This window comes from Magnetospirillum sp. LM-5, assembly GCF_902729445.1.
Classification (GTDB): domain Bacteria; phylum Pseudomonadota; class Alphaproteobacteria; order Rhodospirillales; family Magnetospirillaceae; genus Magnetospirillum.
The window spans coordinates 72,156-85,733 of the sequence record NZ_CACVCE010000003.1 but is presented as its reverse complement, the minus strand read 5'-3'; the positions used below and the strand labels follow the sequence as shown (position 1 = coordinate 85,733).

Annotated in this window: 16 protein-coding genes; 13 read left to right on the top strand and 3 right to left on the bottom strand. The window is 63.4% G+C overall.

The genetic code is table 11. The features are described from left to right. Positions 1 to 48 precede the first annotated feature (48 nt). Complete coding sequence (locus MTBLM5_RS02765; RefSeq protein WP_173974273.1) at positions 49 to 774, bottom strand: YdcF family protein; 726 nt, start codon at positions 772 to 774, stop codon at positions 49 to 51. A gap of 132 nt (positions 775 to 906) precedes the next feature. Here MTBLM5_RS02765 and MTBLM5_RS02760 point away from each other — a divergent pair, with 132 nt between their 5' ends. From MTBLM5_RS02760 to MTBLM5_RS02710, 11 genes are all read left to right on the top strand, one after another. After that, complete coding sequence (locus MTBLM5_RS02760; protein WP_173974272.1) at positions 907 to 1,533, top strand: carbonic anhydrase; 627 nt, start codon at positions 907 to 909, stop codon at positions 1,531 to 1,533. 87 nt (positions 1,534 to 1,620) lie between these two features. Continuing rightward, on the top strand, positions 1,621 to 2,595 hold the full coding sequence (locus tag MTBLM5_RS02755) for a diguanylate cyclase domain-containing protein (RefSeq protein WP_254430875.1): 975 nt from the start codon (positions 1,621 to 1,623) through the stop codon (positions 2,593 to 2,595). A gap of 68 nt (positions 2,596 to 2,663) precedes the next feature. Next, positions 2,664 to 2,984, top strand: a complete 321-nt coding sequence (gene nifW / locus MTBLM5_RS02750; protein WP_173974271.1) for a nitrogenase-stabilizing/protective protein NifW — start codon at positions 2,664 to 2,666, stop codon at positions 2,982 to 2,984. Between the two features lie 180 nt (positions 2,985 to 3,164). Further along, positions 3,165 to 4,859 (top strand): nif-specific transcriptional activator NifA, encoded by a 1,695-nt coding sequence (gene nifA / locus MTBLM5_RS02745; RefSeq protein WP_173974270.1) that lies wholly within the window; start codon positions 3,165 to 3,167, stop codon positions 4,857 to 4,859. 139 nt (positions 4,860 to 4,998) lie between these two features. Next, complete coding sequence (gene nifB / locus MTBLM5_RS02740) at positions 4,999 to 6,474, top strand: nitrogenase cofactor biosynthesis protein NifB (protein ID WP_173974269.1); 1,476 nt, start codon at positions 4,999 to 5,001, stop codon at positions 6,472 to 6,474. 28 nt (positions 6,475 to 6,502) lie between these two features. Beyond that, a complete protein-coding gene (locus MTBLM5_RS02735; protein WP_068503746.1) occupies positions 6,503 to 6,691 on the top strand; it encodes a 4Fe-4S dicluster domain-containing protein in 189 nt (62 codons plus the stop codon). 21 nt (positions 6,692 to 6,712) lie between these two features. Further along, complete coding sequence (locus MTBLM5_RS02730) at positions 6,713 to 6,976, top strand: nitrogen fixation protein NifZ (protein WP_068503748.1); 264 nt, start codon at positions 6,713 to 6,715, stop codon at positions 6,974 to 6,976. Next, positions 6,973 to 7,188 carry a putative nitrogen fixation protein NifT gene (nifT, locus tag MTBLM5_RS02725; protein ID WP_173974268.1) on the top strand — a complete coding sequence of 72 codons (216 nt, stop codon included), beginning with the start codon at positions 6,973 to 6,975 and terminating at the stop codon, positions 7,186 to 7,188. Before MTBLM5_RS02730 ends, nifT begins: the two co-directional genes overlap by 4 nt. Positions 7,189 to 7,192: 4 nt before the next feature. Then, entirely contained in the window at positions 7,193 to 8,050 is an 858-nt protein-coding gene (locus tag MTBLM5_RS02720) for an SIR2 family protein (protein ID WP_173974267.1), read from the top strand. A gap of 20 nt (positions 8,051 to 8,070) precedes the next feature. Next, positions 8,071 to 8,454: a 2Fe-2S iron-sulfur cluster-binding protein gene (locus MTBLM5_RS02715; protein WP_173974266.1), complete on the top strand. Its 384-nt coding sequence runs from the start codon at positions 8,071 to 8,073 to the stop codon at positions 8,452 to 8,454. 179 nt (positions 8,455 to 8,633) lie between these two features. After that, positions 8,634 to 9,083, top strand: a complete 450-nt coding sequence (locus MTBLM5_RS02710) for an ArsC/Spx/MgsR family protein (protein WP_173974265.1) — start codon at positions 8,634 to 8,636, stop codon at positions 9,081 to 9,083. Here MTBLM5_RS02710 and draG read toward each other — a convergent pair. Together draG and MTBLM5_RS02700 are read right to left on the bottom strand one after the other, a co-directional pair. Then, positions 9,058 to 9,936 carry an ADP-ribosyl-[dinitrogen reductase] hydrolase gene (gene draG, locus MTBLM5_RS02705; protein WP_173974264.1) on the bottom strand — a complete coding sequence of 293 codons (879 nt, stop codon included), beginning with the start codon at positions 9,934 to 9,936 and terminating at the stop codon, positions 9,058 to 9,060. The two genes, MTBLM5_RS02710 and draG, sit on opposite strands and share 26 nt — an antisense overlap. Before the next feature lie 14 nt (positions 9,937 to 9,950). Next, positions 9,951 to 10,763, bottom strand: a complete 813-nt coding sequence (locus MTBLM5_RS02700; protein WP_254430874.1) for an NAD(+)--dinitrogen-reductase ADP-D-ribosyltransferase — start codon at positions 10,761 to 10,763, stop codon at positions 9,951 to 9,953. Positions 10,764 to 11,051: 288 nt separating this feature from the next. Here MTBLM5_RS02700 and nifH point away from each other — a divergent pair, with 288 nt between their 5' ends. Both nifH and nifD read left to right on the top strand, forming a co-directional pair. Then, positions 11,052 to 11,936, top strand: coding sequence for a nitrogenase iron protein (gene nifH, locus MTBLM5_RS02695; protein WP_173974262.1), 885 nt, complete (start codon positions 11,052 to 11,054; stop codon positions 11,934 to 11,936). 87 nt (positions 11,937 to 12,023) lie between these two features. Further along, positions 12,024 to 13,478: a nitrogenase molybdenum-iron protein alpha chain gene (gene nifD, locus MTBLM5_RS02690; RefSeq protein WP_173974261.1), complete on the top strand. Its 1,455-nt coding sequence runs from the start codon at positions 12,024 to 12,026 to the stop codon at positions 13,476 to 13,478. The last annotated feature ends 100 nt before the right edge of the window (positions 13,479 to 13,578 follow it).

Sequence of the window (13,578 nt, the reverse complement as noted above, 5' to 3'; positions counted from 1 at the left end):
GCGAAAGACCGCGCCCTTGTGCCACATTCGATCGAAGCCCGGCAACCGTCACGGTGCCGGGAACCAGTCGGTGGTCCAGCCGAGCAGCCGATAGGACACCAGCCCGACCCATTCGTGGAGGGCGGCGCCCAGGACCCCCAGCCCGGCCGGCAGGTTGAAGCGCACGTGCGCCACCGAGGCGGTGCCGTTGGTGGCGTAATCGACCGGCCAGGCGGTCACCGGCCAGCCGGCGGCCCGGAACACCCCGACCGAGCGCGGCATATGGCTGGCCGAGGTCACCAGCAGCCAGACCTGACCCGGGCGGGGATTGGCCAGCGGCAGGGAAAACGCGGCGTTCTCGCGGGTATTGCGTGATTGCTCCTCGAACAGGATGCGGCTGCCATCGATGCCCAGTTGGGCAAGATACTGACGGACGGCGGTGGCTTCCTTATAGGCTTGTTCGGTGACGCTGCCGGAGCCGCCGGTGAAGATCACGGTGGCATCTGGGAACCGCCGGGACAGCTCGATCATGGCGGTGATCCGGTCGATGGCGCTGCCAGCATTGGGCTGGCCCCGCAAGGCCGAGCCGACCGGATCGATGGCCCCCCCCAGGACGACAATCCCGTCGACCCGCTCCAGCTTGGCCGGCGGGGGGAAGCGGTCCTCGAGCGGTGCGATCAACCATTCCTCGATCGGCGATAATGCCACGATCAGCAGCACCAGGCATTCCCACAGCAGGACGGTCCGGCCCAATCGATGCCAGCGCGTCAGCAGCAAAATGGCCGCCAACCCCATGATCAAGAACGCCAAATTGGTCGGATTTGTAAGGATTCCAACCACTTTGGACAAGATGAACATCAATGACTCCCTTTGGCCGCCGACCCGATCATGATAAACAGGCCACCGATTGTCACCTGGGAGGACCACATGGACAAGCTGATCGACGGCTTCCGCCGATTCCGCGAAACGAATTTCGCCCAGAACCGGGGCCTGTTCGAGACCCTGGCCCAACAAGGACAGACCCCGAAAGTGCTGTTGATCGGCTGCTGCGATTCGCGCGTCGATCCGGCCATCTTGTTCGACGCCCAGCCCGGCGAGATGTTCGTGCTGCGCAATGTCGCCAATCTGATCCCGCCCTATGCTCCCGACCAGGGCCATCACGGCACCTCGGCGGCACTGGAATTCGCCGTGCGCGGCCTCGAGGTTGAGCACGTGGTGGTCCTGGGCCACGCCCAGTGCGGCGGCGTCCGCGCGCTGGTGGAAAACCAGTCGGGCGACCAGACCGACTTCATCAAGGGTTGGATGACCATCGCGCGGGCCGCCCGCGACCGGGCCTTGGCCCTGACCCTGTCGGCCGGCCAGCCCATCGAGGCGGCACGGCGGATGTGCGAGCAGGAAACCGTCGCCATCTCGCTGGCCAACCTGATGACCTTCCCCTGGGTGCGCGAGCGGGTCGAACAAAGCCGTCTGATGCTGCACGGCTGGTTCTACAACATGGAAGAAGGCAAGCTGTTCCGCCTGGACCCCTATACCAACACTTTTCTTGAGGTTTAATTGCGCGCCCCTGCCTCTTCTCAACCTGTTCCGGTCGCGCTATTGTAAGCCCAATCTTTTGTCATAGCGCGCCCGGGGGAAATATACGTGCACAATGCCCAGGATCTGAGCGACGGCCATGCCTTCGCCGTTCGTCTGATGCAGCACCTGGTGGTGCCGACCTTCGTGCTGGATGCTGAACGCCGCGTCATCATCTGGAATAAGGCCTGCGAGCGGCTGACCGGGGTGATGGCCGAGGATATCCTGGGCACCTCGGACCATTGGCGGGCCTTTTACGACGAGCCCAGGCATTGCCTGGCCGACATCCTGGCCTTGGGCAGCACCGAGGAACTGGACCGCCTTTACGAGACCCATTCCGACCCCACCACCGGGACGCTGGGGTTGAAGGCCGAGAATTGGTGCGTCATGCCCAAGGTCAAGAAGCGGCTGTTCCTGGCCATCGACGCCGGCCCGATCTTCGACGAGAACGGCGTGTTGCAGGCGGTGGTCGAAACCTTGCGCGACAACACCGAACAGCGTCTGGCCCAGATGGCCTTGCAAAGCCTGGCGGTCAAGGACGGCCTGACCGGCCTGGCCAACCGCCTGTCCTTCGACGAAAAGATCGAGGCCGAATGGCTGCACAACAAGCGCGAGGGCACGCCCTTGTCGGTGCTGCTGATCGATGTCGATCATTTCAAGCTTTATAACGACACCTACGGGCACCAGAAGGGCGATGCCTGCCTGAAGGCGGTGGCCCAGGCCATCGGTGCCCAGGTGTTCCGCCAGGGCGATCTGGCTGCGCGCTATGGCGGCGAGGAATTCGTGGTGGTTCTGCCCAACACCGACCCCGACGCCGCCAAGGCGGTGGCCGAGCGCATCCGCCACGCCGTCGAAATCCTGGCCCTGCCCCACGGCGCCAGCTTGACCAGCGACCACGTCACGCTCAGCGTCGGCGTCGCCTCGACGGTTCCCGGTGATTCAGGCAGCCACGACACCCTGGTCGCCGCCGCAGACGCCGCCCTGTACCAGGCCAAGCATGCCGGCCGCAACCGGGTTGGCCTCGGCGTGGTGGTGCCGGCCTGAGGGTTGGGCGTATGGCACGAAGCTTGCTGAGGTAATGGCACGGCAAACCAGCGGCAAAGGCAGCGACCATGAGCACCATCTTGAACAAGTTGCAGGGATTGTCGGCGGCCGAGGAATTCTTCGCCGCGCTGGACGTGCCCTTTGAACAGGCGGTCCTGAACGTCAGCCGCCTGCACATCCTCAAGCGGTTCAACGAGAACATGGCCCGCGCCAAGGTGGCGGAAATGGCGGAATCCGACCAGTTCGAAGCCTGCCAATCCTGCCTGGCCTCGGCCTACAGCGATTTTCTGACCTCGAGCGGGGTCAAGGAAAAGATGTTCAAGGTGTTCAAGGACCAGGCGCCCCAGGCCGGATTCGTCTCGATCGACCAGTTGAAAACCAAACGCTAGGCTGGGGCCGCGCCTTGATCTCGGTCGGCCGCGCCCCCATCTGAGGCCGGTCGCCGGGACAATCCGCCGTGCCGGCCCAGCGAATTTGTAACCGACAGTCGCTTGACCGGAGCCCATTGTTTAGCCATATGCCAAGTATGCACAATTTATGTGCACGATTGACCAGCACAGGATACCGGTGTGAACAAGATCAGGATCGATGACAGCGAAGCCCATCTGATCGGGATTTATGAGATCGGCAAGGTCCTGGGGGCCAGTTTCGACCTCGACCGCGCCTTGCACGATGTTCTGAACATCCTGTCTTCGTATCTGGCCATGCGTCACGGCGTCATCATGCTGACCGATCACGACGACCGTCTGGTCATGGCCGCGGTCACCGGCATGTCTTTGGCCGAGGCCAAAGGCGGCGGCATCCGCTATCCGGTCGAGGCCATCCGCCCGGTGGTCGATCGCGGCATGCCGATGGTGGTCCCCAGCGCCGTCGGCGACCCCGATCTGGCCGATTACATCGCCGAATTCCTGGAGCCCGACGACGACAGCCTGGCCTTCCTGTGCGTGCCGATCAAGACCAACGACAAGCCGTTCGGGTCGCTGTCGGTGTTGCGCGGCCGCGAGTCTGGGGCGTTGCGCGGCTTCCAGCACGATATCCGCTTCCTGACCATGGTCGGCACCCTGATCGGCCAGACCGTCAGCCTGTACCGCAAGGTGCTGGCCGACCGCGAGCGGCTGATGGAGGACAATGTCCGCCTGCAAAAGCAGGTCATCAAGATCGCGCCATCCGCCGCGCCGCACGGCATGGACGACATCATCGGCGCCTCGGACGCCATCAGCAACGTGCTGGGCCAGATCCAGCAGGCGGCGCCGACCAAGGCCACCGTGCTGCTGCGCGGCGAATCCGGCACCGGCAAGGAAATGATGGCCCAGGCGCTGCACCAGATGTCGAAGCGGGCGCAAAAGCCGTTCATCAAGGTCAATTGCGCGGCATTGTCGGAAAGCGTGCTGGAATCCGAATTGTTCGGCCACGAAAAAGGCGCCTTCACCGGGGCCATCGCCGAACGCAAGGGCCGCTTCGAGCTGGCCAATGGCGGCACGCTGTTCCTGGACGAGATCGGCGAGATTTCCCAGGCCTTCCAGTCCAAGCTGTTGCGCGTGCTGCAGGAAGGCGAGTTCGAGCGGGTCGGCGGCGTCAAGACCATCAAGGTCGATGTCCGTCTGGTCGCCGCCACCAACCGCGACCTGGAAGCCGCCGTCACCAAGGGCGAGTTCCGCGCCGACCTTTACTTCCGCCTGAACGTGGTGCCGATCTTCCTGCCGCCGCTGCGCGACCGCAAGGCCGACATCCCGGCCCTGGCCGACCATTTCCTCAAGCAGTTCAACCAGGAAAACGGGCGCACCGTCGGCATCACCGCCAAGGCCCTGCAGACCCTGCAACGCTGCAATTTCCCCGGCAATGTCCGCGAACTGGAAAATTGCGTCTACCGTTCGGCGACCATGGCCGCCGACGGGGTGATCGACGAGATCGACCTGTCGTGCAAGCGCGACACCTGCCTGTCATCCACCTTGTGGGGCGGCAAGCCGGGCCAGTCGAATCTGGCGGCGGCGATTCAGCCCCATGATGCGGGCCACCACCACCATCACCATCCTACCCCGGCGCCCCAGACCCCGGCCCCTGCCCCGGCGGCGCAGCCGGCCCCGGTTCCCGCTGGCGACGGCGACGAGGCCGAACTGGACGCCGACGACGAACGCGGCCGCTTGATCCAGGCGATGGAGCGTTGCGGCTGGGTCCAGGCCAAGGCCGCCCGCCTGCTGGGCCTGACGCCGCGCCAGATCGGCTATGCGCTGAAAAAGCACAACATCGAAATCCGCCAATTGTGATCTGTCGCATCCCCGACGCGATGTCGGGGATGCGACAACCGACAAAACCCCAAAAAACCGCAGAACTCAGCCACTTTTGAAGTTGGCATCATCGTTGCAAAGCTTATCGGCAAGAGACCTCAATCCGTGGAGGCTGCCGGTGACGAGCAACATCGTATCCCTGAACAGCATCGCCAAGCGCGGTGCGTCCAAGCCTCAGGCCAGTGGCTGTTCGTCGAAGTCGAGCTGCGGCTCGTCCTCGGGACCCGACGACATGCCCGCCCATGTGTGGGACAAGATCAAGGACCACCCCTGCTATTCCGAAGAGGCGCACCATTATTTCGCCCGCATGCATGTGGCGGTGGCGCCGGCCTGCAACATCCAGTGCAATTACTGCAACCGGAAGTACGATTGTTCGAACGAGTCCCGCCCCGGCGTGACCAGCGAACGGATGAGTCCGGAACAGGCCGCCATGAAGGTGGTCGCCGTCGCCAACAAGGTGCCGCAGCTGTCGGTTCTGGGCATCGCCGGCCCCGGTGATTCCTTGTACGACTGGCGCAAGACCTTCGAGACCTTCCGTCTGGTCGAGAAGCGCCTGCCCGACCTCAAGTTCTGCGTCTCGACCAACGGCCTGGCCCTGCCCGACCATGTCGATGCCCTGGCCGAGCACAATATCGACCACGTCACCATCACCATCAACATGGTGGACCCCGAGGTCGGCACGGCGATCTATCCGTGGATCTATTTCAACGGCAAGCGCTATACCGGCCTCGACGCCTCGAAGATCCTGCACGAGCGCCAGATGGAAGGCCTCGAGGCGCTGACCGCCAAGGGTATCCTGGTCAAGGTCAACTCGGTGATGATCCCCGGCATCAACGACCAGCACCTGCTGGACGTCAACGCCGCCATCAAGGCGCGTGGCGCCTTCCTGCACAATGTCATGCCGCTGATCTCGGCGCCGGAACACGGCACCCATTTCGGCCTGACCGGCCAGCGCGGCCCATCGCCGGCCGAGCTGAAGGACCTGCAGGACAAGCTGGCCGGCGGTGCCAACCTGATGCGCCATTGCCGCCAGTGCCGGGCCGACGCCATCGGCATGCTGGGCGAGGATTTGTCGCAGGATTTCATGCTGGACAGCATCGATCCCGACCTTGAGTACGATCCCGAGGCCCGGCGCCTGTACCGTGAAGTGGTCGAGCGCGAGCGCGCCGATCGTCGGGCCGCCGTCCTGGTGGCCGAGGACGAACTGGCCGCCACCGTCACCGCCGCACCGGCCCAGCTGGTCGCCGTCGCCACCAAGGGCGGCGGGCGCATCAACCAGCATTTCGGCCATGCCAGCGAATTCCAGGTCTACGAGGTCGATCAGGCCGGTGTCCGCTTCGTCGGTCACCGCAAGGTCGAGAATTACTGCCAAGGCGGCTGGGGCGACGAGGACGTGCTGGAAGACCAGCTGATCCCGACCTTGGCCGGTGTTGCGGCGGTTTTCGTCTCGAAGATCGGCTCGTGCCCCAAGAAGGATTTGGCCGCCGCCGGCATCGCCGCCATCGACGCCTATCCCTTCGATTACATCGAAACCGCCATCGCCGATTGGTATGCCGGCCTGAACGGCCGCCAGACCCTCGGTTCCATCGCCTGACCCCCCTGTCCTTCCAAGGAGAACCATCATGGCCATGAAGATCCTCGCCGAAGAATGCACCGCCTGCGGCGCCTGCGAATTCGAATGCCCCAACGCCGCCATCTCGATGAAGGGCGACGTCTATGTGATCAAGGCCTCGGCCTGCACCGAATGCGACGGCGATGCGCCGAAGTGCACCGCGGTATGCCCGACGGACGGCTGCATCGTCCAGGGCTGACGTCCGTTTCAGGAGGCGCCGATGACCGACGAGAGCGAACTCTACTCCTCGCCGCGGTTCGAAGCCGGGGACAAGGTCCAGTCTTTGCGGGAAATCCGCAATGACGGCACCTATCCGGGCATGCCCATCGGCGCCTACCTGATCCATACCGGTGACGTCGGCTATGTGAAGTCGGTCGGGACCTATCTCAACCGCTTCTATGTCTACGCCATCGACTTCGTCGATCGCGGCATGCTGGTAGGCATGCGCGGACATGAACTCGAATGCCTGGAGGCTTCGGCATGAAGGTGACCCTGCGCAAGGTCGGTGACAGCTTTGAAATCTACGTCCCCAAGAAGGACCTGGAAGAAAAGGTGGTGTTCGCCGAGAAGCCGGGCCTGTGGGGCGGTGTGATCCGCATCGGCAACGGCTGGTCGTTCCAGATGCCCGACATGCCGGCCGACACCCCCATGCCCATCACCGTCGAAGCCCGCAAGCTCGCCGACGACGAGGATTGAACCCATGAACGCCGCCGCCACGCTTAGGGATATCGTTTCCGATATCGGCCATCGGGTCGCCGGCGGACAATTGATTCCCTTCCTCGGCCCCGAGGTGCTGACCCTGTCGCCCGAGGCCTGCCCGGTGCCGGTCGGCGCCCGCGACCTTGCCCACCTGCTGTCCAGCCGGGTGGCGGTTCCGGGGCGGATTCGCAACAATCTGTGGCACACCGCCCAGTATATCGAGACCTTCCGCCACCGCGTCACCCTCGACAAGCTGATGCTTGAAGTGTTCAAGCCGGTGCCGGCGCCGTCGATCCTGCACAGCTGGCTGGCCGCCCTGCCCGGCGTGCCGCTGATCGTCGATACCTGGTACGACGGCACGCTGGCGCAATGCCTGGCGCCGCGCGCCGATTGGGCGCTGGTCCAGGGCACCTCGAAGGCCCGGCGTACCGGCGACGCGCCGTGGTACCGCGCCTATGGCTCCGACGGCGCCGAAACCACCGAGGCCCAGGCCGCCCAGGCCGCCACCGTGCTCTACAAGCCGCACGGCGCGGCGCAGCCGGCCGGCGACGTGCTGGCCTCGGACGCCGATTATGTCGAGGTGCTGACCGACATCGACCTGGGCTTGCCCATTCCGCAGGCGGTGAAGGACCGCCGCAAGGAACGCGGCTTCGTCTTCCTGGGCTGCCGGTTCTACGACCAGATCCTGCGGACCTTCGCCCGCTCGATCATCAAACATTCCAGCGGGCCGCGCTTCGCCGTGGTCCCGGTGGGAGACCTGACCCGCAACGAGCTGAAGTTCCTGGAGGTCGAGGGCATCACCCCGATCGACATGAGCCTGGCCGAAGTCGCCGCCTTGTTTGCGGGCGCGACACCCTAAGAGAGAGAGGAGCGCAATCGATGGCCAACGTTACCTTCAGCGGCCCGACTTTGGACAAGGACGTCACCGTCTATGCGGTGGCCGGCGACCGTGGAACCCTTTTGTCGGTGGCCAAGGCCGCCAACATCGCCATCCCCTTCCAGTGCCAGGACGGTGAGTGCGGTTCGTGCCTGATCAAGGTGACCCACCTGGGCAAGAACGCCCCCAAGGCCATCCATCTGACCGACAAGGAAAAGCTGACCCTGTCCGTCAATGGCAAGCTGAGCAAGGAAACCCTGGCCAAGGCCGAGGTCGAGGACATGCCGCCGGCCTATCGCCTGGCCTGTCAGTACCTGGTCCAGGACGAGGATATCCTGGTCGAGTTCACCGGCGAGCCCGGTGTCGAGATCGATCTGCGCCGATAGTGGCGGAAGCGCGCAGATCGATACAGGGGGCGCTTCCCGGCGGAGGCGCCCCCGTTTTCCTTCACGTTGTCACCGCCTTCGCGGCCCGCATGCGGATGTGAAACCAGCCGCCATTGCGGCGGCGGCCAAGGGGCCGAAGGCCCCGCCCGGCGAGGGCTGTCCTAATCAGGGAGGGGACTATGGCCCATGTGATTTTCTTCGAAAAGCCCGGATGCGGCGGAAACGCACGCCAGAAGAAGGCATTGTCGGATTCCGGACACAGCCTCGACGTTCGCGACCTGCTGACCCATCCGTGGACCAGCATCGAGCTGGCATCCTTCATGACCGGATTGCCGACGGCGCAATGGTTCAACCGCGCGAGCCCCAGGGTCAAGTCCGGCGAAATCGTTCCCGAACTGATCAGCGCCAGCCAGGCGATGGCCCTGCTGCTGGCCGATCCGCTTCTGATCCGCCGCCCCTTGATGCAGGCGGGTGACACCCGCATGGTCGGCTGGGACGAGGCCAAGGTGGCGGCGTGGATCGGGCTGAACGGAACCGGCATCGGCGAGGGCTGCCCCAAGCACGACCATCACCCCGGTTCATGCAAGGCGCCCGCCCCCGCCTCTATTGCCCAAGAGCAATCAGCTTAGGGACCTGGGCGCGGATTTCCTCGGCGACGTGCTTGTCCAGTTTGGACAGCCACGCCTTGGGAATGTCGCCCACCCCATAGCACGCACCGGCCAGCATGCCGGCGATGGCGCCGGTGGTGTCGGCGTCGCCGCCGTAATTGACCGTCTGGGTGACGCAATCCGCGAACGAATCAGTGATGAAATAGTGGTGCAGCACCGTCTGCATGGTATCGACCACATAGGCCGAGCTTTGGCCGCGGAAATTCTCGAAGCGGAAGGTCTTGTGCTCATCGACCAGGGCGGTGGCGACGGCGCGCGCCCCCTTCATGCCGCCGCCCGACAACAGCGCGTGCACCATGCGCACCAACGCCAGCGATGCCGAATCCGACAAGGGATGGTTGTGGGTGATGCGTGACTGGCTGAGCGTCCAGTCGGTGGTGCGGTCTTGCTGGTGAAGCGTGGCCAGAGCCAGCGGCAGCACCCGCATGGCGGCGCCGTTGCCGGCATCGCCATCGCACACCGGACCTTCGACCGAACCGTGAATGACATAGCGGCGAATGCCGCGCCGACAGGTGTTGCCGATATCGACCGGCCCGGTCTTCATCCAGGCGGCGAATTCCTCGCAGGTATCGACGGCGTCGAAGCGGCCCTTGCGGATCAGCGACCGGCCCAGGGCCAGGGCCATTTCGGTGTCGTCGGTGACCTGGCCCGGGGCCAGATGCAGCCAGCCGCCGCCGATCATCTTGCGATGCACCCCGTATTTGGTCTGGATCTCCCCCTTGGTCATGAACTCGACGGTGGCGCCCAAGGCGTCACCGACGGCGAAGCCCAGATAGGCGCCCAAGGCGCGATCCATCAAGGGAACATCGTACATGCGAATGACCTTTCCTAAATGTAGCTGGCCTGAGCCAGGTATTCCCCGCCGATGACGAGAAACTCGCCCTCTCCCTTCAGCGGATGAACCGGTAATAAGGTGTTGAAGAAAACGATCTTCACCGCCGGCACCTGGGCGGTCAGGATGACGTCGCCGAAACAGCCGGCGACGTCGCGATCCGAGGAAAAGGACGCCAGGTTGTTGATGCGAATCACCACCTGACGCTTGTCGATCCGCTCGACGATCTGATGTTCGTCGAAGGAATTGGTGCCGCGATAAAGGGTGTGGTGGGTCGTGGCCTCCGAGCCGAAGTGGCGCAACGCCCACTGGCAGAAGGTGTAAAGCATGTCCAGCTGGGTGTAGATCGAGTTGTTGTGGAAGCGGCTGGACATCTTCTCTTCGACATAGGTGTTCCACACCGGACCGGATATGCGGTCGATGACATCCTTATGGAAGGTGGGGACCAGGCCGAACCGGCTTTGCACCCAGCCCTTCAGCACCGCGCCCTCGTGGCTGTTGCTGTCATAGCCCCAGCCCTTCAAAAGACGCAGGAACGACGAACGGTAACGTCGGGTCGGCCCCTTGTTTTCCTGCTGCTCGGGATCGATGCCGAACATCGCATTCATATAAGACTGGAAGGCCACCCCGGCATCGGCCAGATCCGGCGCATGTGACAGCATTTCGAACAGGTTCTTGTTCATTTCGCGGGCACCGGAGATGTCCAGCGGCACCGGATGGGCGTTGAACTCACGGCTGGCCAAAAGCGCCGTCGGCAAGCCAACCAGGTTGGTGGACTGACCAAAACTGACTTTGGGCGATTGATTCACTGCCGCCTGCTCCCGAACGTTCCGGAAAGACCATGCAATCTTTGTGCCTTGCAACAAATCAAGGCGAGACCCCACCAAAACCCACCCCGCCTTGTGCGGCATACGACACCGTGTCGGCTTCCCGACAGGGGTGTGTCGGGACCTACAAACAGTGTTAGTGTATTGTTTTTATTGAAATGTTGCCCGCTTTTCCAAGTTGGCACGCCCTTTGCTGCATAGCTTTCCGAGGCGGAGGCCGATGCCCCCGTCGACCCATTCGGAAGCTTAGACTAGCGAAAGGAACATCATATGCCTCGTCAGATCGCTTTCTATGGTAAGGGCGGTATCGGCAAGTCCACCACCTCCCAGAACACCCTGGCCGCTCTGGTCGAGATGGATCAAAAGATCCTGATCGTCGGCTGCGACCCCAAGGCTGACTCGACCCGCCTGATCCTCAACACCAAGCTGCAGGACACCGTGCTGCACCTGGCCGCCAAGGCCGGCTCGGTCGAGGACCTGGAACTCGAAGACGTCATGAAGATCGGCTACAAGGGCATCAAGTGCACCGAAGCCGGCGGTCCGGAGCCGGGCGTCGGCTGCGCCGGCCGCGGCGTCATCACCGCCATCAACTTCCTGGAAGAGAACGGCGCCTATGACGACGTGGACTATGTGTCCTACGACGTGCTGGGTGACGTGGTGTGTGGCGGCTTCGCCATGCCGATCCGCGAAAACAAGGCCCAGGAAATCTACATCGTCATGTCGGGCGAGATGATGGCGCTGTTCGCCGCCAACAACATCGCCAAGGGCATTCTGAAGTATGCCGGCACCGGCGGCGTCCGTCTGGGCGGCCTGATCTGCAACGAGCGTCAGACCGACCGCGAGCTGGACCTGGCCGAAAGCCTGGCCGCCAAGCTGAACACCCAGCTGATCCACTTCGTGCCGCGCGACAACATCGTCCAGCACGCCGAGCTGCGTCGCCAGACCGTGATCCAGTACAAGCCGGACTCGCAGCAGGCTGCCGAGTACCGTCAGCTGGCCACCAAGATCCACGCCAACGGCGGCAAGGGCACCATCCCGACCCCGATCAGCATGGAAGAGCTGGAAGACATGCTGCTCGAGTTCGGCATCATGAAGTCGGACGAGCAGCAGCTGGCCGAGCTGGCCGCCAAGGAAAAGACCCTCTGCGCCGGTTGATCCGGACCTGCGTGACCCAGTAGTTCGCCCCCCGCCGCTCGTATGGCGGCGGCGGGGATGGCGGAACCCTAGGAAAGGAGAAGGGGCATGAGCCTCGACGAAACCAACGACGCTGCGTTCCACGAAGGCCTGATCAAAGAGGTCCTCGAGCAGTACCCGGAAAAGGCCGCCAAGAAGCGTGGCCGTCACCTCAACGTCAAGAAGACCGACGATGCCGGTTCTTCCACTTGTGGCGTGAAGTCCAACATCAAGTCGGTTCCGGGTGTGATGACCATTCGTGGTTGCGCCTATGCCGGCTCGAAGGGCGTGGTGTGGGGTCCGATCAAGGACATGGTCCACATCAGCCATGGTCCGGTCGGCTGCGGCCAGTATTCGTGGTCCCAGCGCCGCAACTACTTCAACGGCATGGTCGGCATCGACTCGTTCGTCACCATGCAGATCACCTCGGACTTCCAAGAGAAGGACATCGTGTTCGGCGGCGACAAGAAGCTCGACAAGATGATCGACGAGCTGAACGAGATGTTCCCCCTGAACAAGGGTATCTCGGTTCAGTCGGAATGCCCGATCGGCCTGATCGGTGACGACATCGAAGCCGTTGCCAAGAAGAAGATCAAGGACATCGGCAAGACCGTTGTTCCGGTCCGTTGCGAAGGTTTCCGCGGCGTGTCCCAGTCGCTGGGTCACCACATCGCCAATGACGCCATCCGGGATTGGGTGTTCGAGAAGAGCAAGCCCGAGTGGGAAACCGGCCCCTACGACGTCAACCTGATCGCCGACTACAATATCGGCGGCGACGCCTGGCCGAGCCGGCGTCTGCTGGAAGAGATGGGTCTGCGCGTGGTCGGCATGTGGTCGGGCGACGCCACCCTGGCTGAAATGGAGCGCGCTCCCAAGGCCAAGCTGAACCTGATCCACTGCTATCGGTCGATGAACTACATCTGCCGCCACATGGAAGAGAAGTACAACATTCCGTGGGTGGAATATAACTTCTTCGGTCCCAGCCAGATCGCCAAGAGCTTGCGCAAGATCGCGGCCCAGTTCGACGAGACCATCCAGAAGAAGGCCGAAGAGGTCATCGCCAAGTACGAGCCGCTGGTCGCCGAGATCATGGCCAAGTTCAAGCCGCGTCTGGAAGGCAAGAAGGTCATGCTGTATGTCGGCGGCCTGCGCCCGCGTCACGTGTCCAACGCTTATGACGATCTGGGCATGAACATCGTCGGCACCGGCTATGAATTCGGCCACAACGACGACTATCAGCGCACCACCGATTACGTCAAGGACGGCACCCTGATCTATGACGACGTCTCGGGCTACGAGCTCGAGAAGTTCATCGAGAAGATCCGCCCCGACCTGGTCGGTTCGGGCATCAAGGAAAAGTACGCCACCCAGAAGATGGGCGTGCCGTTCCGCCAGATGCACTCGTGGGACTATTCCGGCCCCTATCACGGCTATGACGGCTTCGCCATCTTCGCTCGTGACATGGACATGGCCATCAACAGCCCGATCTGGAGCAAGTTCAAGGCTCCCTGGAAGGCTGCCTGACACCGGTCGGCTTAGGTCCGCCGACCGGCTAGCCCGAGCGGCGCCTGAGCCCGCCGTCTCGGCGAGAACCGCCCCCCGCGGGGCGGTTCGCCAGCCGGGC

Bases quoted from the DNA above. Each gene is read 5' to 3' on its own strand.
- MTBLM5_RS02760 (WP_173974272.1), top strand. From the start codon at position 907: ATGGACAAGCTGATCGACGGCTTCCGCCGATTCCGCGAAACGAATTTC.
- nifH (WP_173974262.1), top strand. From the start codon at position 11,052: ATGCCTCGTCAGATCGCTTTCTATGGTAAGGGCGGTATCGGCAAGTCC.
- MTBLM5_RS02735 (WP_068503746.1), top strand. From the start codon at position 6,503: ATGGCCATGAAGATCCTCGCCGAAGAATGCACCGCCTGCGGCGCCTGC.
- MTBLM5_RS02710 (WP_173974265.1), top strand. From the start codon at position 8,634: ATGGCCCATGTGATTTTCTTCGAAAAGCCCGGATGCGGCGGAAACGCA.
- MTBLM5_RS02720 (WP_173974267.1), top strand. From the start codon at position 7,193: ATGAACGCCGCCGCCACGCTTAGGGATATCGTTTCCGATATCGGCCAT.
- MTBLM5_RS02715 (WP_173974266.1), top strand. From the start codon at position 8,071: ATGGCCAACGTTACCTTCAGCGGCCCGACTTTGGACAAGGACGTCACC.
- nifD (WP_173974261.1), top strand. From the start codon at position 12,024: ATGAGCCTCGACGAAACCAACGACGCTGCGTTCCACGAAGGCCTGATC.
- nifW (WP_173974271.1), top strand. From the start codon at position 2,664: ATGAGCACCATCTTGAACAAGTTGCAGGGATTGTCGGCGGCCGAGGAA.
- MTBLM5_RS02730 (WP_068503748.1), top strand. From the start codon at position 6,713: ATGACCGACGAGAGCGAACTCTACTCCTCGCCGCGGTTCGAAGCCGGG.
- MTBLM5_RS02765 (WP_173974273.1), bottom strand. From the start codon at position 774: ATGGGGTTGGCGGCCATTTTGCTGCTGACGCGCTGGCATCGATTGGGC.
- nifT (WP_173974268.1), top strand. From the start codon at position 6,973: ATGAAGGTGACCCTGCGCAAGGTCGGTGACAGCTTTGAAATCTACGTC.
- draG (WP_173974264.1), bottom strand. From the start codon at position 9,936: ATGTACGATGTTCCCTTGATGGATCGCGCCTTGGGCGCCTATCTGGGC.